Here is a 17,811-nt window from a genome sequence, read left to right as displayed (position 1 = left end):
CTGGTGTGGACGTCGATCGAGGCGCCTCCGCGCCACTGAGCCATGCCCTGCCCACCCCCGACCCCTCCGGCTTCTCCGCCCCCTCCGCCCCCTCCGGCCCCGTTGGCCGTGGCCCCGTCGACCGTGTACCCCTACCGCGCGCCCCCGGCCGAGGACTGTTCTTCGGCTGCGCGGTCCGGCCGATGGAGCCGGAGGACCTGCACTTCGTGGTCACCGAGCACCGTGCCCACTTCCCCGACGGCTTCTTCGCGCGGCTCGGTCCGCGCTATCTGGCGGCCTACACCCGCACCTACCTGACAAGCCCGCACGCGCGGGCCTACATCGCCGAGGCCGACGGACTCCCGGTCGGCTTCCTGGTCGGCGTGACCGACCCCGCCGCCCACCGGCAGCACCTCGTGCGCACTCACGGGCGAAGGCTCGCTCTGCACGCGTGCGCGTCGCTGACGGTTCGCCCCCGGTTGGCCCTGCACTTCCTGCGGACCCGTCTGGGGCGTTACGCACGCAAACTTCTACCGGCTCGGCGCGACCCCGCTCAGCAGCCCGCCCCTGTCGCGCCACGCCCCGGAGTCACGGCCGTTCTGGCCCACGTCGCGATCCTCGGCAGGGTCCGCTCGCTCGGCCTCGGCTCGGCGCTCATCCGCCGCTTCACCGACGAGGCCGCCACGGCCGGATGCGCCCGCGTGAGCCTGGTCACGGCGGCCGGACCCGATGGGGCGGGCCGCTACTACGAGCGTCTCGGCTGGCAGCACGTGGGAGAGACCCGCACCCCGGAGGGCCGCGCTCTCCTCACATACGAATACGACCTCTCCCCACAGCCCCCACGAGGAACAGCGCAGTGATCCGCACCACCCACCGATGGCCGCCGCTCGCACTGGCGGTCCTCTTCCTGGCCACGGCCTGCACAGCCGCGGCCGACACCAGCACCGGAACCGGCACGTCCGGGAGCGAAGCGGCCACCCCCAGCCCGTCCCCGACCCCCTCGGCCGACGCCGCCGTCCGCCCGGTCTCCGACGCACAGTGGCAGAGGATGAAGGATGCCGGGATGGTGCGGGCGGGCTGCCCGGTGACCGCACCGGACCAGTTGAGCCGAGTGGAGATCAACCACCACGGCTTCGACGGCAAGGTTCACCGCGGGGTGATCGTCGTCCACGCGGACACCGCCGACTCGGTCGCCCGCGTCTTCACCGAGCTCTTCGACGAGGGATTCCCCATCCGGCAGATGAAGCCGCTGGAGGAGTTCGGCGGCGACAGCAACGCCAGCCTCGCCGCCGACAACACCGCCGCCTTCAACTGCCGCCGCCTGGACCAGATCAACGCCCCCGCCCTGGAGTCCCCGCACGCCAACGGCCGCGCCATCGACATCAATCCGGTCGAGAACCCGTGGAAGGACCTGCGCTGCAAGTGCTGGAAGCCCGGCGTCGAGAACAGCGCGCGCACCGAGGGCAAAGGCAAGATCCTTGAGGGCGGCGCTGTCTGGCGGACGTTCACCGACGAGGGGTGGATCTGGCAGAACATCGATGTGCCGGACTACATGCACTTCGACACCGGCTATCCGTCCAAGCCGTACACCGGGCCGGGCGCGACGGCTTCACCGGCGGACGGTTCCGGAGGTGCGTGACGGCCGCGTCGTGGAGGCCGGCGGCCGGACCACACCAGCGCGCCGCGAGGAAGGAACGCCGGGCGAGGCGTTCGCGGAGTGTGCGTCGGGGCTCTGACTGTGACGAAGCTCACTGCACGGCATCCGAAGCTGTTGTGGGCGTCTCCGTGCCGTACAGATGGAGCCGTTCGTGACGTCCTGGGGCGGTTGTACGGTCGTGCGGAGTTGATGTTCGTGCGCGGGGGAGGCGGTCGGCATGACCGAGGTCGGTGCGGTGCGGGAGGCCACGGCGGCGGCCGGGGCGCGGGTGCCCTGGGTGCGCGGTTTCGCGCGGTGGCCCGTGGAGGGAAGCTCGCCCAAGGAGGCGGGGAAGGCGCTGCGCGCGCGGGTGCGGCGCGGTGCGCACGCGGAGCTGACGCTCGACGCCGGCCGGCCGGACGCGGCGACCGCGGTCGAGGAGTCCAACCGCGGCCGGCTCCCCGAGCTCACGCCGATACGGGTCGGCAGGATGGCCGCGACGCCCTTCGCGTTCCTGCGCGGTTCGGCCGGCCTCATGGCGTACGACCTCGCGCGCACGCCCGTGACCGGCACAGGGGCCCAGATCTGCGGTGACGCGCACGCGGCGAACTTCGGTCTGTACGCGGATGCGCGCGGCGGACTGGTCATCGACCTGAACGACTTCGACGAGACCGTGCACGGCCCCTGGGAGTGGGACCTCAAACGGCTCGCCACCTCGCTCGTCCTCGCCGGCCGGGAGGCGGGCGCCGACGAGGACACGTGCCGCACGGCGGCGTACGACGCGGTGGGGGCGTACCGCCGCACGGTGCGGCTGCTCGCCAAGTTGCCGGTGCTGGACGCGTGGAACGCCATCGCGGACGAGGAACTGGTCTCCCACACCGACGCCCACGACCTGCTCGGCACGCTGGAACGGGTGTCGGAGAAGGCGCGGGCCAACACGAGCGGGCGGTTCGCGGCGAAGTCCACGGAGGTGCTTCAGGACGGCAGCCGTCGCTTCGTGGATGCCCCGCCGGTGCTGCGCCGCGTACCGGACGAGGAGGCCGCGGCGGTGGTGACCTCCCTGGAGGAGTACCTGACGACGCTGCCCGAGGACCGCCTGCCGCTCCTGGCCCGGTACGCGGCGCACGACGTCGCGTTCCGCGTGGTCGGCACGGGCAGCGTGGGCACCCGTTCGTACGTCGTCCTCCTGCTGGACCACCGGGGCGAGCCGCTGGTCCTCCAGGTCAAGGAGGCCCGTCCTTCGGCGCTGCTCCCGCATCTGGCGACGGCCGGCTTCGAGGCCCCGGCGTTGTCCCACCAAGGCCGCCGGGTGGTCCTCGGTCAGAAGCGGATGCAGGTCGTCAGCGACACGCTGCTCGGCTGGACCTCGGTCGACGGACGCCCCTTCCAGGTACGGCAGTTCCGCAACCGCAAGGGCAGCGTCGACCCGGCGGCCCTCGCCGCCGACCAGATGGACGACTACGCCCGTATGACCGGCGCCCTCCTGGCCCGCGCCCACACCCACACCGCCGACCCCCGTCTCATCGCCGGTTACTGCGGCAAGAGCGAGGAGCTGGACGAAGCCATCGCGTCGTTCGCCGTCACGTACGCGGACCGGACGGAAGCCGATCACGATGTGTTGGTGGCGGCGGTCAGGGCCGGGCGGATCGCGGCGGAACTGGGTGTGTGAGGGACCGGAGGGAGGGTGACGGATCTCCTGGGCCGGCGGCGGAGCTGAGCGTGTGGGTGGGCCGGATCGTGGGTCGGGGCGGGGGCGGTGAAGCTCGGTGGGCGGCCGGGCCGTGGCCTACGCTGGTCGGGTGACGACCCCGGAAGCCGATCAGTCCCAGTCCGTGCCCGATGCGGGAGGTCCGCAGGAGGAGACGGCCGCGCCTGCCGAGGCGCCGTCCGGCACCGCCGACCGGTCCGACGCACCGGCCGGTGCGTCCGAGCAGGGCGAGCAGGGCGAGCTGGGCGGTGCGTCCGAGCAGGGCGAGCTGGGCGGGGAGGCCGAGCAGAGCGGGGAGGGCTCCGGCCAGGGACAGCCTGCATCCGGGGGCGGCGCGGGTTCCGGTGACGGCACGCGTGCGGGGGAGTCCGACGGGCAAGCCGACGGGAAAGCCGACGGGACTGAGGCCGGGCGGCCCGAGGCGCGGCTGGAGCGGGCTGTGCGGGCGGCCGAGCAGGCGTTGATCGAGTTTGAGATCGCTGTCGAGACCTTCCGCGTCGAGGTGGAGAACTTCTCGCGGCTGCACCACCAGAAGCTCGGACCGATGTACACGCGGCTCGACGAGCTGGACGCGCAGATCGCCGAGGCGCGGGCCGCCCGCACCGGCGACCCGGAGGACATCCGCGCCGCTCAGGAGGCCCGTGCACGGGTCATGCCGATGCCCGGCGTCGAGGAGCTCTTCCACGGCTGGATGGATTCGGACGGGCTGTTCCCGGAGGCCGCGGCGATGCTCACGGACCAGCCGGTGCGGCCCCCGGAGCGGGTGCGTCCGAGCGAGGAGGCCCGCAAGCTCTACCGTGAACTCGCCCGCAAGGCTCACCCCGACCTGGCGCAGGACGAGAGCGAGCGCAAGCGGCGCGACGAGTTCATCACCCGGGTCAACGCGGCTTACGGCCGCGGCGACGAGGCGATGCTGCGGGAGCTCTCCGCGGAGTGGGAGGCGGGTCCGGTCCCCGAGGAACGCAGGCCGAGCCGCAGCGAGGAGCTCTACGCCCGCCTCGAATGGCTCGCCCAGCGCAAGGAGATGCTCACCCTGGTCGCCCGGGAGCTGGAGGAGGGCGCGATCGGCGGGATGCTGCGCCTGGCGCCGGACGACCCCGACCGCCTCCTCGACGAGATCGCCGAGCAACTCCTCGCCCAGGTCGCCCAACGCGAGGCGGAACTGGCCGGGCTGCTCGGCTAGGGCGTGTTGCGAAAGTCCCGCCCGCCGGGTGGGCCTGGCGCACACGCTGCTCGGGCGGACGACGTTACTTCCGACACTGGCCCCGGTGGGCCCTCGTCCGTGCGGGCCGCTCGGCCGTGCCTGTCGGCCCGCCACCGCCGCGCCGCATCCCTGTGTTCGGTCGGGTAGCGTCTGGGACATGCATTTCGGAGCTGGTGTGCCCACGGTCGAGGTCACGGACCTCACGGACGGCGACTTTCTGCTGGACGTCCGGGAGGACGACGAATGGCAGGCGGGTCACGCCGAGGGAGCGCTGCACATCCCCATCAGTGAGTTCGTGGCCCGCTACGGCGAGTTCACCGAGGCGGCACCGCAGGACGGGCGGATCCATGTGATCTGCCGCAGCGGCGCACGCTCGGCCCAGGTCACGATGTACCTCGTCCAGCAGGGCATCGACGCCGTGAACGTCGACGGCGGCATGCAGCTCTGGGCGGCCGGTGGCCGTGCGGTCGTGGACGACAAGGGCCAGCCCGGCTTCGTGCTGTAGGCACAGGTCGGGGCAGGCACAAGGTCGGGGCTGGCACAGGGCGGGCAGGCGCAGGCCAGGCAGTCGCCGGTCGGGCAGTCACAGGCCAGGCAGTCGCCGGTCGGGCAGGCACAGGCCAGGTAGTCACAGGCCGGGCTGGGCGGGCGTCACCCGAGGGCGTGCGTGGCCAGCAGGTCGCCCAGTGCCTCCTCGTGGGCCGCCGCCGGGCCGAGGGACAGCTCCAACTGCTTGGCCCAGGCGTGGTACCGGTGGAGCGGATACTCGGTGTCGGCACCGAAGCCACCGTGCAGATGCTGTGCCGTCTGCACGACCCGCCGTACGCCCTCCGACGCCCAGATCTTGGCCACGGCCACGTCCCCGGCCAACGGCAGCGCGGCCCCCGCCCCCGCCCCCGCCCCCTCCCCTTTTCCCGAACCGACTCGCCATGCCGCCTGCCACAGCGTCGCCTCCATCGCCCGCAGGTCGATATAGCGGTCCGCCGCCTGCACGGCGACGGCCTGGAACGTGGCGATCGGGAACCCGAACTGCTCCCGTTTCCCCGTGTACTCGCTGGTCATGCCAAGTACGCCCTCGCCCAGACCGAGCGCCAGCGCACACGTCCCGGTGGCCAGCAGCGCACGCAGCCACTCCCACGCCCCGTCGGCGTCGAGGACGTCCCGCGCGGAGAGCCTCACGGACGCCAGGCTCAGCTCTCCGAGCCGCTCGCCCGTCGTCGAGACCTGCTCCGCGAGCACGACTCCCTCGTGCACCCGGGGCACGAGCGCGAGCACGGTGCGCCCAGCCGCCGGGGCGTGGGCGGGGACGAGGACGAAGTCGGCGTTGTACACCCAGGGCACCGCCGTCTGCACGCCGTCCAGGACCCAGGTCCCGTCGCTCTCGCGCCGTGCGGTCACGGCGGCTTCGGCCGGATCGTGGCCCGTCCGGCCGTTCGCGGCGACCGTCAGCACCGTCTCGCCCCGGCCCGCCCGCGCCAACAGCCCGGCCTTCAGCTCCTCGCTCCCGTGGGCCTGTACGGCCACCGCGGCCGCCGTGCTCTCCAGCAACGGCACCCTGGCCAGTACCTTCGCCGACTCGCGCAGCACCAGGCACAGCGCGATGGCGTCCAGCCCCGCCCCGCCGTACTCCGGCTCCAGCAGCAGGCTCAGCAGGTCCGCGTCGGCGAGCTTCGCCCACAGCGCGCGGTCGAAGTCGTCGGCCACGGCACCCGGGGTGAGCGCCGGGCTGGGCACCCCGTCCGGCGCCACCCCGGCGAACACCGCCTTCGCCGCCTCGACCGCCGCCTGCTGTTCCTCGGTGAAGGTGAAGTCCATGGTTCCGTCCCCTTCCGCACGCCGCCGTCCGACGACCGGACCCGCCCTGATCCGCGCTCCGATCTGAGGGAGCGTCAAGATAGAACAGGTTCTAGAAGAAGGGAACGTCCAGGGACCAGGGAACGACCCGGGGCGATGCGTTCGGCGGCGCTCATCGGCGCTCAGCGGTGCTCAGGGCGTTCAGCTGGTGCTCAGCGGTGCTCAGGGCGTCCAGCGGTGCTCAGTGGCGTTCAGCGGTGCTCAGTGGCGTTCAGCGGTCGAAGTCCAGCTCCACCTTCTCCGTCGCCGGATGGGACTGGCACGCCAGCACGTATCCGGCATCGGTCTCCTCCGGTTCCAGCGCGAAGTTGCGGTCCATCCGCACCTTGCCCGCCACCAGGAAGGCCCGGCAGGTTCCGCACACGCCGCCCTTGCAGGCGTAGGGCGCGTCGGGACGGTTGCGCAGAACTGTGTCCAGCAGCGATTCGCCGTCCCTCACCGGCCAGGTCCCGCCACGGCCGTCGAGGCGGACAGTCACCGAACTGTGCGCCGGGGCCGGCGAGACCGAGGCCGGCGCGGCCCCGGCGTCCACGTGGAAGATCTCCTCGTGGATCAGGGCCCGCGGCACTCCGAGCCCGCGCAGCGCCCGCTCCGCCCCCTGCACCAGGCCGAACGGCCCGCACAGGAACCACCCCGCCAACTGCTCCACGGGCAGCAACGCCGGCAGCAGCTCCGTCAACCGCTCCTGGTCGAGCCGCCCGGACGGCAGCCCCGCCTGCTGTTCCTCCCGGGAGAGCACCGTCACCAGCTGGAACCGCTCGGGGAAGCGGTCCTTGAGGTCGGCGACCTCCTCCAGGAACATCGTCGAGGCCGATGTCCGGTCGCTGCGTATCAGACAGAACCGCGCCTGAGGCTCCCGCGCCAGCAGCGTCGTCACGATCGACAGCACGGGGGTGATACCGCTGCCGCCGACGATCGCCGCGTACCGTCCGGGCGCGGGGTCCAGTGTGAAGCGGCCCGCCGGTGTCATCACCTCAACCTCGTCGCCGGCGGTGATCTCCTTCAGCGCGTACGTGGAGAAGGCGCCGCCCTCGACCAGCCGCACCCCGATCCGCAGTGTCCGCGGGCCCTCGCTGCCGGGAGCCGGGGCGGGTGAGCAGATCGAGTACGTGCGGCGGATCTCCGTGCCGTCGACCGTGTGGCGCAGGGCGAGGTGCTGGCCGGGCGCATGCCGGTACTTCGCGCGGAGTTCCGGTGGCACGGCGAGGGTGAGGGCCACGGAGTCGTCGGTCAGCCGGTCGACCGCCGTCACCGGGAGCGTGTGGAAGCGGGCCATCACAACTCCTTGAAGTGGTCGAACGGTTCACGGCAGGTCAGACACCGCCGCAGCGCCTTGCACGCGGTGGACGAGAAACGGCTCAGCAGCTCTGTGTCGGCCGATCCGCAATGGGGGCAGCGCACGGGGTCAGGGTCTTGCGGGCGGTCCTGCGGGCCCGTGTCCGGCACGGTCGTGCGGGTCGGCCCGAGGGCCAGCGGGACCGGTCCGGGGGCCAGGCCCGTCCGCGGGGGCGCTATCCCGAACTCCCGCAGCTTGCGGCGGCCTTCGGGCGAGATGTCGTCCGTGGACCAGGGCGGGGTGAGTACCGTGTGGACGGAGACCTCCCGGATGCCGTGCTCGTGCAGCACGCGCTCTATGTCGAGCGACATCGCCTCGATGGCCGGGCAGCCCGTGTACGTCGGGGTCAGCTCGACCTCGACCGAGTCCGCCGAGCGCACGTGGACCGCGCGGAGGACGCCCAGCTCCTCCAGGGTGAGGACGGGCAGCTCGGGGTCGGGCACTGAGCCGGCCAGCCTGAGCAGCTCCGCCTCCAGGGGCGTCGTGGGGGTCGGGGAGGTCACCATGACGCCCCCGGGTGACTGCGGTGCAGATGCTGCATCTCGGCGAGCATCCGCCCGAAGGGCTCGGTGTGCAGCCCTTGCCGTCCGGCGCCCGCGCTCCACGCACCTGACTGCGGTCCTTCGGGAACATCCAGCGTGGCCTGGCGCAGGACGGCGGACACGGACTCCAGCCAGACGGCCCGGATCCCTTCCCCGTCGACGTCGAGGCCCTCCACCGGCTGGAACATCTCGCCGGTGAACCGCCACAGTGCCTGGCACGCCCGCCGCATCCGCTCATGGCTGACCTCGGTGCCGTCGCCGAGGCGCAGGGTCCACTGCTCGGCGTGGTCCTGGTGGTACGCCACCTCCTTGACGGCCTTGGCGGCCAGCCCGGCGAACTCGCCGTCACCCGCGGCCAGGTGTGCGTACAACAGCCGCTGGTACGTGGAGAAGTACAGCTGGCGGGCGATCGTGTGCGCGAAGTCGCCGTTCGGCTGCTCCACGAGCTGCACATTGCGGAAGGCTCGCTCCTCGCGCAGATACGCCAGCTCGTCCTCGTCCCCGGCCATCGACAGCAGCACCCTCGCCTGGCCCAGCAGATCCAGTGCGATGTTGGCGAGGGCGACCTCCTCCTCAAGGACGGGGGCGTGGCCCGCCCACTCCCCCAGACGGTGCGAGAGCACCAGGGCGTCGTCGCCCAGGGCCAGGGCCGCCGCGATGTGGGGGACGGGCTCGCGGGTCTTCCGTGCCTTCGTCGTCTCCGTCACAGGTGCTTCACTCCCTCCGGGATCTCGTAGAACGTGGGGTGGCGGTACGGCTTGTCGGCGGCGGGCTCGAAGAACGGGTCCTTCTCGTCCGGCGAGGACGCCGTGATGGCGGCGGAGGGGACGACCCAGATGGAGACGCCCTCACCACGCCGGGTGTACAGGTCGCGTGCGTTGCGCAGGGCCAGCTCGGCGTCGGGGGCGTGCAGACTGCCGGCGTGGGTGTGCGAGAGCCCGCGACGCGAGCGGACGAAGACCTCCCACAAAGGCCATTCGCTGGTGGTCATGCCGTCGTCTCCCCGTCCTTGGCCCCGTCCTTGGTTATGTCCTTGCTCCTGTCCTTGGTTATGTCCTTGGCCGTGTGCTTCTCGGCGTACGCCGCGGCCGCCTCCCGCACCCAGGTGCCCTCGTCGTGGGCCGCCCTGCGCTGGGTGATCCGCTGTTCGTTGCACGGGCCGTTGCCCTTGAGGACCTCCCGGAACTCCGTCCAGTCGATCTCGCCGAAGTCGTAGTGCCCCCGCTCCTCGTTCCACCTCAGGTCCGGGTCCGGGAGGGTGAGGCCCAGGCTTTCCGCCTGGGGGACGCAGATGTCCACGAAGCGCTGGCGCAGCTCGTCGTTCGAATGGCGCTTGATCTTCCACGTCATCGACTGCGCGGAGTGCTGCGACTGGTCGTCGGGCGGGCCGAACATCATCAGGGACGGCCACCACCAGCGGTTCACCGCGTCCTGCGCCATCTCGTGCTGCTCGGGGGTGCCGCGGCTGAGGGCCTGCAGCAGCTCGTACCCCTGGCGCTGGTGGAAGGACTCCTCCTTGCAGATGCGGACCATCGCGCGCGCGTACGGCCCGTAGGAGCAGCGGCACAGCGGCACCTGGTTGGTGATCGCGGCGCCGTCCACCAGCCAGCCGATGGCGCCGACGTCCGCCCAGGTCAGCGTCGGGTAATTGAAGATCGACGAATACTTCTGGCGGCCGCTGTGCAGCTTGTCGAGCAGCTCGTCGCGGCTGGTGCCGAGGGTCTCCGCCGCACTGTAGAGATACAGGCCGTGGCCGGCCTCGTCCTGGACCTTGGCCATGAGGATCGCCTTGCGGCGCAGGGAAGGTGCGCGCGTGATCCAGTTGGCCTCCGGCTGCATGCCGATGATCTCCGAGTGGGCGTGCTGGGCGATCTGCCGGACGAGCGTGGCCCGGTAGGCGTCGGGCATCCAGTCCCGCGGCTCGATCCGCTCGTCAGCTGCCACCGCGGCGTCGAACGCCGCCTCGTACGCCGCCGCGAGTGCTGCCTCGTCCGCCGGACTGTCCTCCTCCCGCGTCCGGGCAATCCGGTGCGCTGCTGTCGCCATCGGTCCCCCTTGCCTCTCCCTCGCTCCCGACCGATCGTTCGGTCCGCACGATTCAATGGTGGGTCGGGGCGCCGTAAGGTGTCAACCGCTGTGGATAACTCGCCTGTGGATAACTCATGGCCGCCGGTGTGACTGGTGTGCTGATGTGATCGCTGTTCCCGGTGTGGCTGCGCCGGGCGGGCGGGGCTGAGTACCGTTCCGGTGCGGACACCGCGGTACGGCGCTCGCGGCGGGGCGAGGCAGACCGACCTCGGCCAGGCGGGGTGAGGAACGCACCGGGAGACGGGCAAGCGAACCGCGACATCGGGAATCGGGGCGGAATGGACGCGTACGACGAGGGCTCGACCGCCCCGCACGGGCCGGACACGCCGGACGGCCCCGCGCCGGACACGGCCCATGCGCCCGGCACCGCCTCCGGTCCGGGCACTGCTTCCACGCCCCGCAGCGCTCCCGGGGCGGACGCTGCCTCCGGACCGAGTACGGCCCCCGCGCCCGACACCGCCTCCGCATCGGTCGACGCCGCCCCCACCTCGGACACGGGCCCCTCCTCGGACACGGGCCCCGCCTCGGACACTCGTGCGCAGACCGGCGTCGTCTCCGCCGTTCCCGCGCAGGGTGGCCCGGCGACGCCCGAACACGTCCCGGCCGCCGACGCCGACGCCGACGCCGACAGCGACAGCGATCGGGACGGCGACATCAGCAGCTCCAGCACAGGCACTGCGACTTGCCCCGGCCCCGGCCCCGACCCCGGCCCCGGCCCGGTCACAGACACCGGCGGCCCTCGTCCCTCGGTCACCGACGCCCCGTACCCCCCGGCCGCGCAGCCCGCCGAGCGCCTGGGGATAACCGCGCTGTCGCTCCCCTACCAGATCGTCGCGGCCCTCGCGCTGGCCGTCGTCGCGGTGGCCGCCTGCGTGCACCTCGGGATGGTGTTCCTGCACGTGGCGCCCTCGAACACGGTCACCAAGAAGCACGGCCGGGCGATCGACGAGTGGGTCTACCCGGAGTTCGAGCAGAACTGGATGCTGTTCGCGCCCAACCCGTTGCAGCAGAACATCTCGGTGCAGGTGCGCGCCGAGGTCCGTGACGCGGACGGCAGCATCCGCACGACCGGCTGGTACGACCTGACGGCGCTGGACGGCGCCGCGATCGACGGCAGCCTTCTGCCGAGCCACACCCGGCAGAACGAGCTGCGCCGGGCCTGGGAGCTCTACGTCGGCTCGCACGACAGCGAGAACCGCCCCACGGGCCAGCGTGGCGACCTCGCCGAGCGCTATCTGCGCCGGATCGTCGTGCTGCGCCTCGAACGCGAGAACGCGGCCGGACCCGGCGGCCTCGTCGAACACATCCAGGTCCGCTCCCGTACCACCAACGTGCCGCCGCCGGAGTGGAGCGAGGAGAAGGTGTCCGACAAGCCCGTCGTGCGTGAACTGCCCTGGTGGAAGGTCACCGAACGGGACCGGACGGAGGCGGGCCCGTGATGAGCCGGCCCGCCGCCGCGATCGGGCGCGGCATCACCCGTGTCACGGACACCGCGCTGGGCCCGTACCAGACCGCCGTCATACGGATCGGCTTCTCCGCGACCTGGCTGCTGTTCCTGTTGCGCGAGTTCCCGAACCGGCAGCAGATGTACGGGCCCGACGGACCCTGGAGCTGGGATCTCGCGCAGCAGCTCATCGCGGGCAACCACGCGTTCACGGTGCTGATGTGGTCGGACAGCCAGGTGTGGTTCGAGACCGTCTACACCCTGGCCGTGCTGGCCGCCGTCCTGCTGCTCGTGGGCTGGCGCACCCGCACCATGAGCGTGCTCTTCATGGTCGGCGTCCTGTCGCTGCAGAACCGCAACATCTTCATCGGGGACGGCGGCGACAACGTCATCCATCTGATGGCGATCTACCTCGTCTTCACACGCTGCGGTCAGGTGTGGTCCCTGGACGCGCGCAGGGCACGGCTCGCCCGTGGGGCACGCGCGCGTGGGGAGTGGCCCCGGCCTGACCGGACCGGTCCCGCCCTGTGGTGTGTGTTCGGACTGTTGCTGGCCGCGGCCACGGCCGTCGGCAAGATCAGCGGTGGGTGGCTGGGCGGCTGGCTGACGGTCCTCTGGGGGCTGTGGGCCGTGCAGGGCCTGTGGTGGGCCGTCGGGCGGTACGCGCGCGGCGGGGAGCCCCGCGTGCTGCTCGACCTCGTGGCCAACCTCACGCACAACGCGGCCCTGTTCATGATCATGGCCGAGGCGTGTCTGATCTACGCGACCGCCGGCTGGTACAAGATCCAGGGCTCGCGCTGGCAGGACGGCACCGCCGTGTACTACCCGCTCCACCTGGACTCCTTCTCGCCGTGGCCCGCCCTGTCCGACGCGCTGTCGGCGAACGGCACGCTGGTGATGCTCGTGACGTACGGGACGGTCCTGGTGCAGGTCGCCTTCCCGTTCACGCTTCTCAACCGGCGCGTCAAGAACGTTCTGCTGGCGCTGATGATCACTGAGCACGCTGTGATCGCCGTCGTCCTGGGACTGCCGTTCTTCTCGCTCGCGATGATCGCCGCGGACGCCGTGTTCCTGCCGACGTCCTTCCTGCGGCGCCTGGGCGACGGGGCGGCACGCGCGCGTGGGAGGCTGTTTTCGGGAGTCCCGGGTCGCCGTGACCGCGCGTCGCGAGGCCCGGACAGGCAGGGCCCGGACGAGCAGGGCCCGGACAGGCAGGGCCCGGACAAGCAGCGGCCGGGCGCCCCGGGGACGGCCGGGGAACCGCACGTAGGCTTCACGGCATGAACGATCCGGTACGTGTGTGGCGTCGGCTCGCCGACACCTCCGTCCTGCTCGACGGCTTCCACGCCCTCAAGCACGCGGTGCGCTTCGGGGCCGAGGTCCCGGTGGCCGTCACGACCGACCGCCGTGCCGCCCTCACGCTCGCCGACGAACTGGCCCCCGACGTACGGGACACCCTTGACGCGCTCCTGGCGGAGGTCCCCGAGGCGACGTACGCGACACTCGTCGCACGTCCGCACCCCACCGCCGTGGCCGCCCTTGCGGTACGGCCCTCGCGGGAGGCCAGTCTGCGGGCGCTGGCACACCTCCCCCGCACCGCTCCGGTCGTCGTCCTCGACAACCCGCGCAACCTCGGCAACGCCGGAGCCGTGATCCGTCTCGCGGCCGGGTTCGGGGCGGCGGGGGTGGTCACCACGGGCACCCTCGACCCCTGGCACCCCACGGTCGTCCGCGGCGGGGCAGGGCTGCACTTCGCCACCGCCGTGGAGCGGCTGGACGTGGACGAACTGCCGCCCGGCCCGGTGTTCGCACTGGACCCGGAGGGCGACGACATCCGCGAGCTGAAGCTCCCGGACGACGCCGTGCTCGCCTTCGGCTCGGAGCGCAGCGGTCTGTCCGCCGGACTCCGGGCACGCGCCGATCACCTGGTGTCCCTGCCGATGCGCCCCCAGGTCTCCAGCTACAACCTCGCGACCAGTGTGGCCATGACGCTGTTCCACTGGAGCGCCACCGGGGGCGCGCCGACGAGCGCCCAGCACACCTGGATCTAGGCCTCCCGGCGTACCTCGACGACCCGGAAGCGGTTGGCGACGAACGCTCCGTCGCACAGCGCCGCGTTGGCCGCCGGGTTGCCGCCCGAGCCGTGGAAGTCGGAGAAGGCGGCCGTCTGGTTGACGTACACCCCGCCGGTGAGATTGAGGGACAGCTGGGCGCACTCCTCCAGGCAGGCCTCCTCGATCGTCGCGGCCACCTCCTTGGAGGTGGTGTACGCGCCGACCGTCATCGCGCCCTTCTCCTGGACGGTCCGCCGCAGCAGCCGCACCGCGTCCACCGCCGAGTCGACCGCCACCGCGAAGGAGACCGGGCCGAAGCACTCGCTCAGGTAGGCGGCCTCGTCGTCGGCCCCCTCCCAGTGTTTCCGTGCGCCGTCGAGCTTGACGATGACCGGGGTGCGGACCGTCGCCTTCGGGAACTCCGGGTTGGTGATCTCCCGTGAGGCGAGGGCGACTTCGCCGAGCCCGGACGCGGCCTCCAGGCGGGCCTTCACATCCGGGTTCACGATCGCCCCGAGGAGGGCGTTCGCGCGCGCGTCGTCGCCCAGGAGGCCTGCGACCGACTGCGCGAGATCGGCGACGACCTCGTCGTACGACTTGGGGCCCGCGTCCGTGCTGATGCCGTCGCGGGGGATCAGCAGGTTCTGCGGGGTCGTGCACATCTGGCCGCTGTACAGGGACAGTGAGAAGGCCAGGTTGGAGAGCATCCCCTTGTAGTTGTCGGTGGACTCCACGATCACCGTGTTGACGCCGGCCTTCTCCGTGTAGACCTGGGCCTGGCGGGCGTTGGCCTCCAGCCAGTCGCCGAACGCCGTCGAGCCCGTGTAGTCGATGATCCGGATCTCCGGGCGCACGGCCAGCGTCTTGGCGATGCCCTCGCCGGGGCGCTCGGCGGCCAGGGCCACCAGGTTCGGGTCGAAGCCCGCCTCGGTGAGGACCTCGCGGGCGACCCGCACGGTGAGGGCGAGCGGCAGGACCGCGCGCGGGTGGGGCTTCACCAGTACCGCGTTGCCGGTGGCCAGGGACGCGAACAGGCCCGGGTAGCCGTTCCACGTCGGGAAGGTGTTGCAGCCGATGACCAGGGCGATGCCGCGCGGGACCGGTGTGAAGCGCTTGTCCAGGGCGAGTGGGTCGCGCTTGCCCTGGGGCTTGGTCCACTCCGCCGCGTCGGGCGTGCGGACCTGCTCCGCGTACGCGTACGCCACCGCCTCCAGGCCGCGGTCCTGCGCGTGCGGGCCGCCCGCCTGGAACGCCATCATGAAGGCCTGACCGGATGTGTGCATGACGGCGTGCGCGAACTCGTGCGTGCGGTCGCTGATGCGCTTGAGGATCTCCAGACAGACCACGGCACGCGTCTCGGCGCCCGCGTCGCGCCACGCGCGCTGGCCGGCCTTCATGGCGGGCAGCAGGACGTCGATGTCCGCGTGCGGGTAGGTGACGCCCAGGTCGATCCCGAACGGCGAGACCTCGCCGCCCACCCAGTCGTCCGTGCCCGGCTGGTCGATGGCCAGGCGGTCGCCCAGGAGGGCGTCGAAGGCGGCCTTGCCCTCTTCGGCGCTCAGGCTGCCGTTCTCGCCGTAGGCCTTGGGGTGCTCGGGGTGCGGGGACCAGTACGCGCGTGTGTGGATCGCTTCCAGCGCCTGGTCGAGGGTGGGCCGGTGCTTGGCGATCAGCTTGTGCGCGGTCGGTTCGGCGGCCATGCGGGACCAACTCCTCGTCTCAAGAACTCTTCGTCGAGCTCTGACCGGGGCAGAAACGTGGGCGGAAAGGGGCTGACAGAGTTAGAGTAACCGAACGATCGGTCGGGACAAGGGGGACCGCCGCATCTGTGGAAAACCCCGTGCGGGAGGATCGCGCACATGACAGCACTCGACCTCAGCAGCCCTGTGGCCGTCGTCGGCGCCGGCACCATGGGCCAGGGCATCGCCCAGGTCGCCTCGGTCGCGGGCCACCCCGTGCGGCTGTACGACGCCGTTCCGGGACGGGCCCGGGAAGCGGCCGCGGCGATCGGCGCCCGCCTCGACCGGCTCGTCGAGAAGGAGCGGCTCACCAGTGCCGACCGGGACGCCGCACGGGCCGGGCTGCGCCCGGCGGAGAGCCTCGCCGAGCTCGCGGACTGCGCGCTCGTCGTCGAGGCGGTGCTCGAACGGCTCGATGTGAAGCAGGAGCTGCTGCGCGAACTGGAGGAGGTCGTCGGCGAGGACTGCCTGCTCGCCACCAACACCTCGTCCCTGTCCGTCACGGCCATCGGCGGCGCCCTGCGCAACCCCGGCCGCTTCGTGGGCCTGCACTTCTTCAACCCGGCGCCCCTGCTGCCGCTCGTGGAGGTCGTCTCCGGGTTCGCCACCGACGTCACGTCGGCCACGCGCGCGTACGAGACCGCCCGTGCCTGGGGCAAGACCCCGGTGGCCTGCGCCGACACCCCCGGCTTCATCGTCAACCGCATCGCGCGGCCCTTCTACGCCGAGGCCTTCGCGGTGTACGAGGCCCAGGCCGCCGATCCCGCCACCATCGACGCGGTCCTGCGCGAGTCCGGCGGCTTCCGGATGGGCGCCTTCGAACTGACCGACCTCATCGGGCAGGACGTCAACGAATCCGTCACCCACTCCGTGTGGCAGGCCTTCTTCCAGGACGTCCGGTTCGCGCCCTCGCTCGCGCAGCGGCGGCTCGTCGAGTCGGGCCGGCACGGCCGCAAGACCGGCCACGGCTGGTACGACTACGGGGACGACGCCGAGCGCCCCGAGCCGCACACCGCGGAGAAGGCCCCGGCGCCCGCGTACGTCGTCGCCGAGGGCGACCTGGGGCCCGCGTCCGAACTGCTCGCGCTGGTCCGCGAGGCGGGCATCGGCGTGCGCGAGGAGGACGAGGACCACGGCACACGGCTGGTCCTGCCGAGCGGCGGCCAGCTCGTCCTCGCCGACGGCCAGACCTCGGTGGAGTTCCGGGACGTCGTGTACTTCGACCTGGCGCTCGACTACCGCAAGGCCACCCGTATCGCGCTGTCCGCTTCCCAGGACACCTCTCCGGCGACCCTCTCCGAGGCCATCGGGCTCTTCCAGGCGCTCGGCAAGGACGTCAGTGTCATCGGGGACGTGCCCGGCATGATCGTCGCCCGTACGGTGGCCCGGATCGTCGACCTCGCGCACGACGCCGTGGCCAAGGGCGTGGCCACCGAGGAGGACATAGACACGGCGATGCGCCTGGGCGTCAACTACCCTCTGGGGCCCTTCGAGTGGAGCCGCAGGCTCGGCCGCAACTGGGCGTACGCCGTCCTCGACGACCTGCACCTGCGTGACCCCTCGGGCCGCTACGCGCCGTCCCTCGCGCTCTACCGTCACGCGTACGCCTCCGACAAGCGGGAGGGCACCACCTCATGACCACGGCCAAGCGCGACACGTACACCCCGGACACACTGCTCTCCGTCGCCGTCCGGGTCTTCAACGAACGCGGCTACGACGGCACCTCCATGGAGCACCTCTCCAAGGCGGCCGGTATCTCCAAGTCGTCGATATACCACCACGTCGCGAGCAAGGAGGAGCTGCTGCGGCGTGCCGTCAGCCGGGCCCTCGACGGCCTCTTCGGGATCCTCGACGAGGAGCACGCGCGCGCGGGGCGTGCCGTGGAGCGCCTGGAGTACGTCGTGCGGCGCATGGTCGAGGTGCTCATCGCGGAACTGCCGTACGTGACGCTGCTGCTGCGCGTGCGCGGCAACACCGGCACCGAGCGGTGGGCCCTGGAGCGGCGCCGCGACTTCGACCACCGGGTCTCCGAGCTGCTCAAGGCCGCGGCCGCCGACGGGGACGTGCGCGGCGACATAGAGGTCCGGCTGGCCACCCGGCTCGTCTTCGGAATGATCAACTCGGTCGTGGAGTGGTACCGGCCGGACGGGCGCGGCATGGGCGAGCGGGAAGTGGCCGACGCGGTGGTGCAGTTGGTGTTCGGGGGCCTGCGCACCCAGGGGTGACA

Annotated in this window: 17 protein-coding genes; 10 read left to right on the top strand and 7 right to left on the bottom strand. The window is 71.9% G+C overall.

Annotated features, from left to right (window positions below):
- The first annotated feature begins 5 nt into the window (after window positions 1–5).
- The 5 genes from IE262_RS38415 to IE262_RS38395 all read left to right on the top strand — a co-directional run bounded on the left by IE262_RS38415 (window position 6) and on the right by IE262_RS38395 (window position 5,032).
- The gene (locus IE262_RS38415; protein ID WP_229877965.1) at window positions 6–839 is read left to right on the top strand and encodes a GNAT family N-acetyltransferase; all 834 of its coding nucleotides are present in this window, start codon (window positions 6–8) and stop codon (window positions 837–839) included.
- Entirely contained in the window at window positions 836–1,618 is a 783-nt protein-coding gene (locus tag IE262_RS38410) for a M15 family metallopeptidase (RefSeq protein ID WP_189880237.1), read from the top strand. Before IE262_RS38415 ends, IE262_RS38410 begins: the two co-directional genes overlap by 4 nt.
- 235 nt (window positions 1,619–1,853) lie before the next feature.
- Window positions 1,854–3,284 carry a DUF2252 domain-containing protein gene (locus IE262_RS38405; RefSeq protein WP_189880236.1) on the top strand — a complete coding sequence of 477 codons (1,431 nt, stop codon included), beginning with the start codon at window positions 1,854–1,856 and terminating at the stop codon, window positions 3,282–3,284.
- Between the two features lie 307 nt (window positions 3,285–3,591).
- Entirely contained in the window at window positions 3,592–4,506 is a 915-nt protein-coding gene (locus tag IE262_RS38400; protein ID WP_189880276.1) for a J domain-containing protein, read from the top strand.
- Window positions 4,507–4,702: 196 nt separating this feature from the next.
- Window positions 4,703–5,032: a rhodanese-like domain-containing protein gene (locus IE262_RS38395; RefSeq protein WP_134038643.1), complete on the top strand. Its 330-nt coding sequence runs from the start codon at window positions 4,703–4,705 to the stop codon at window positions 5,030–5,032.
- Window positions 5,033–5,178: 146 nt separating this feature from the next.
- Here the strand turns inward: IE262_RS38395 and IE262_RS38390 are convergent, their stop codons facing one another.
- The 6 genes from IE262_RS38390 to paaA all read right to left on the bottom strand — a co-directional run bounded on the left by IE262_RS38390 (window position 5,179) and on the right by paaA (window position 10,305).
- Complete coding sequence (locus tag IE262_RS38390; protein WP_134038303.1) at window positions 5,179–6,342, bottom strand: acyl-CoA dehydrogenase family protein; 1,164 nt, start codon at window positions 6,340–6,342, stop codon at window positions 5,179–5,181.
- Window positions 6,343–6,592: 250 nt separating this feature from the next.
- Window positions 6,593–7,657, bottom strand: a complete 1,065-nt coding sequence (locus tag IE262_RS38385) for a 2Fe-2S iron-sulfur cluster-binding protein (protein WP_134038306.1) — start codon at window positions 7,655–7,657, stop codon at window positions 6,593–6,595.
- Window positions 7,657–8,223, bottom strand: a complete 567-nt coding sequence (paaD, locus tag IE262_RS38380) for a 1,2-phenylacetyl-CoA epoxidase subunit PaaD (protein ID WP_189880234.1) — start codon at window positions 8,221–8,223, stop codon at window positions 7,657–7,659. Before paaD ends, IE262_RS38385 begins: the two co-directional genes overlap by 1 nt.
- The gene (gene paaC / locus IE262_RS38375; protein WP_229877971.1) at window positions 8,217–8,918 is read right to left on the bottom strand and encodes a 1,2-phenylacetyl-CoA epoxidase subunit PaaC; all 702 of its coding nucleotides are present in this window, start codon (window positions 8,916–8,918) and stop codon (window positions 8,217–8,219) included. The genes paaD and paaC overlap by 7 nt, the downstream gene beginning before the upstream one ends.
- A gap of 44 nt (window positions 8,919–8,962) precedes the next feature.
- Window positions 8,963–9,250, bottom strand: coding sequence for a 1,2-phenylacetyl-CoA epoxidase subunit PaaB (gene paaB, locus IE262_RS38370; RefSeq protein ID WP_131562872.1), 288 nt, complete (start codon window positions 9,248–9,250; stop codon window positions 8,963–8,965).
- The gene (gene paaA, locus IE262_RS38365) at window positions 9,247–10,305 is read right to left on the bottom strand and encodes a 1,2-phenylacetyl-CoA epoxidase subunit PaaA (RefSeq protein WP_229877963.1); all 1,059 of its coding nucleotides are present in this window, start codon (window positions 10,303–10,305) and stop codon (window positions 9,247–9,249) included. The genes paaB and paaA overlap by 4 nt, the downstream gene beginning before the upstream one ends.
- A gap of 320 nt (window positions 10,306–10,625) precedes the next feature.
- Between paaA and IE262_RS38360 the strand changes: the two genes are divergently transcribed.
- Genes IE262_RS38360 through IE262_RS38350 form a run of 3 tightly spaced genes read left to right on the top strand, consistent with a single transcriptional unit; the run spans window position 10,626 to window position 13,842 of the window.
- Window positions 10,626–11,786: a DUF5819 family protein gene (locus IE262_RS38360; RefSeq protein WP_189880230.1), complete on the top strand. Its 1,161-nt coding sequence runs from the start codon at window positions 10,626–10,628 to the stop codon at window positions 11,784–11,786.
- A complete protein-coding gene (locus tag IE262_RS38355; RefSeq protein WP_189880228.1) occupies window positions 11,786–13,075 on the top strand; it encodes an HTTM domain-containing protein in 1,290 nt (429 codons plus the stop codon). The genes IE262_RS38360 and IE262_RS38355 overlap by 1 nt, the downstream gene beginning before the upstream one ends.
- Window positions 13,072–13,842, top strand: coding sequence for a TrmH family RNA methyltransferase (locus IE262_RS38350; protein WP_134038321.1), 771 nt, complete (start codon window positions 13,072–13,074; stop codon window positions 13,840–13,842). Before IE262_RS38355 ends, IE262_RS38350 begins: the two co-directional genes overlap by 4 nt.
- Here the strand turns inward: IE262_RS38350 and paaN are convergent.
- A complete protein-coding gene (gene paaN / locus IE262_RS38345) occupies window positions 13,839–15,545 on the bottom strand; it encodes a phenylacetic acid degradation protein PaaN (protein ID WP_134038324.1) in 1,707 nt (568 codons plus the stop codon). The genes IE262_RS38350 and paaN overlap by 4 nt on opposite strands.
- Before the next feature lie 159 nt (window positions 15,546–15,704).
- Between paaN and IE262_RS38340 the strand changes: the two genes are divergently transcribed.
- A complete protein-coding gene (locus tag IE262_RS38340) occupies window positions 15,705–17,222 on the top strand; it encodes a 3-hydroxyacyl-CoA dehydrogenase (protein ID WP_189880226.1) in 1,518 nt (505 codons plus the stop codon).
- Window positions 17,219–17,809: a TetR/AcrR family transcriptional regulator gene (locus tag IE262_RS38335; protein ID WP_134038329.1), complete on the top strand. Its 591-nt coding sequence runs from the start codon at window positions 17,219–17,221 to the stop codon at window positions 17,807–17,809. Before IE262_RS38340 ends, IE262_RS38335 begins: the two co-directional genes overlap by 4 nt.
- Window positions 17,810–17,811 lie beyond the last annotated feature (2 nt).

The sequence above is a fragment of the Streptomyces bluensis genome (genome assembly GCF_014650715.1).
GTDB lineage: Bacteria > Actinomycetota > Actinomycetes > Streptomycetales > Streptomycetaceae > Streptomyces > Streptomyces bluensis.
The sequence above is the reverse complement of the archived record's forward strand: the minus strand, read 5'-3'. Positions and strand labels throughout refer to the sequence as shown.

What these genes read in the sequence shown, in the direction of transcription:
- IE262_RS38340 (WP_189880226.1), top strand. Translation starts at nt 15,705, where the DNA reads ATGACAGCACTCGACCTCAGCAGCCCTGTGGCCGTCGTCGGCGCCGGC.
- IE262_RS38360 (WP_189880230.1), top strand. Translation starts at nt 10,626, where the DNA reads ATGGACGCGTACGACGAGGGCTCGACCGCCCCGCACGGGCCGGACACG.
- IE262_RS38350 (WP_134038321.1), top strand. Translation starts at nt 13,072, where the DNA reads ATGAACGATCCGGTACGTGTGTGGCGTCGGCTCGCCGACACCTCCGTC.
- IE262_RS38405 (WP_189880236.1), top strand. Translation starts at nt 1,854, where the DNA reads ATGACCGAGGTCGGTGCGGTGCGGGAGGCCACGGCGGCGGCCGGGGCG.
- paaD (WP_189880234.1), bottom strand. Translation starts at nt 8,223, where the DNA reads ATGGTGACCTCCCCGACCCCCACGACGCCCCTGGAGGCGGAGCTGCTC.
- IE262_RS38355 (WP_189880228.1), top strand. Translation starts at nt 11,786, where the DNA reads ATGAGCCGGCCCGCCGCCGCGATCGGGCGCGGCATCACCCGTGTCACG.
- IE262_RS38335 (WP_134038329.1), top strand. Translation starts at nt 17,219, where the DNA reads ATGACCACGGCCAAGCGCGACACGTACACCCCGGACACACTGCTCTCC.
- paaA (WP_229877963.1), bottom strand. Translation starts at nt 10,305, where the DNA reads ATGGCGACAGCAGCGCACCGGATTGCCCGGACGCGGGAGGAGGACAGT.
- paaB (WP_131562872.1), bottom strand. Translation starts at nt 9,250, where the DNA reads ATGACCACCAGCGAATGGCCTTTGTGGGAGGTCTTCGTCCGCTCGCGT.
- paaN (WP_134038324.1), bottom strand. Translation starts at nt 15,545, where the DNA reads ATGGCCGCCGAACCGACCGCGCACAAGCTGATCGCCAAGCACCGGCCC.
- IE262_RS38390 (WP_134038303.1), bottom strand. Translation starts at nt 6,342, where the DNA reads ATGGACTTCACCTTCACCGAGGAACAGCAGGCGGCGGTCGAGGCGGCG.
- IE262_RS38385 (WP_134038306.1), bottom strand. Translation starts at nt 7,657, where the DNA reads ATGGCCCGCTTCCACACGCTCCCGGTGACGGCGGTCGACCGGCTGACC.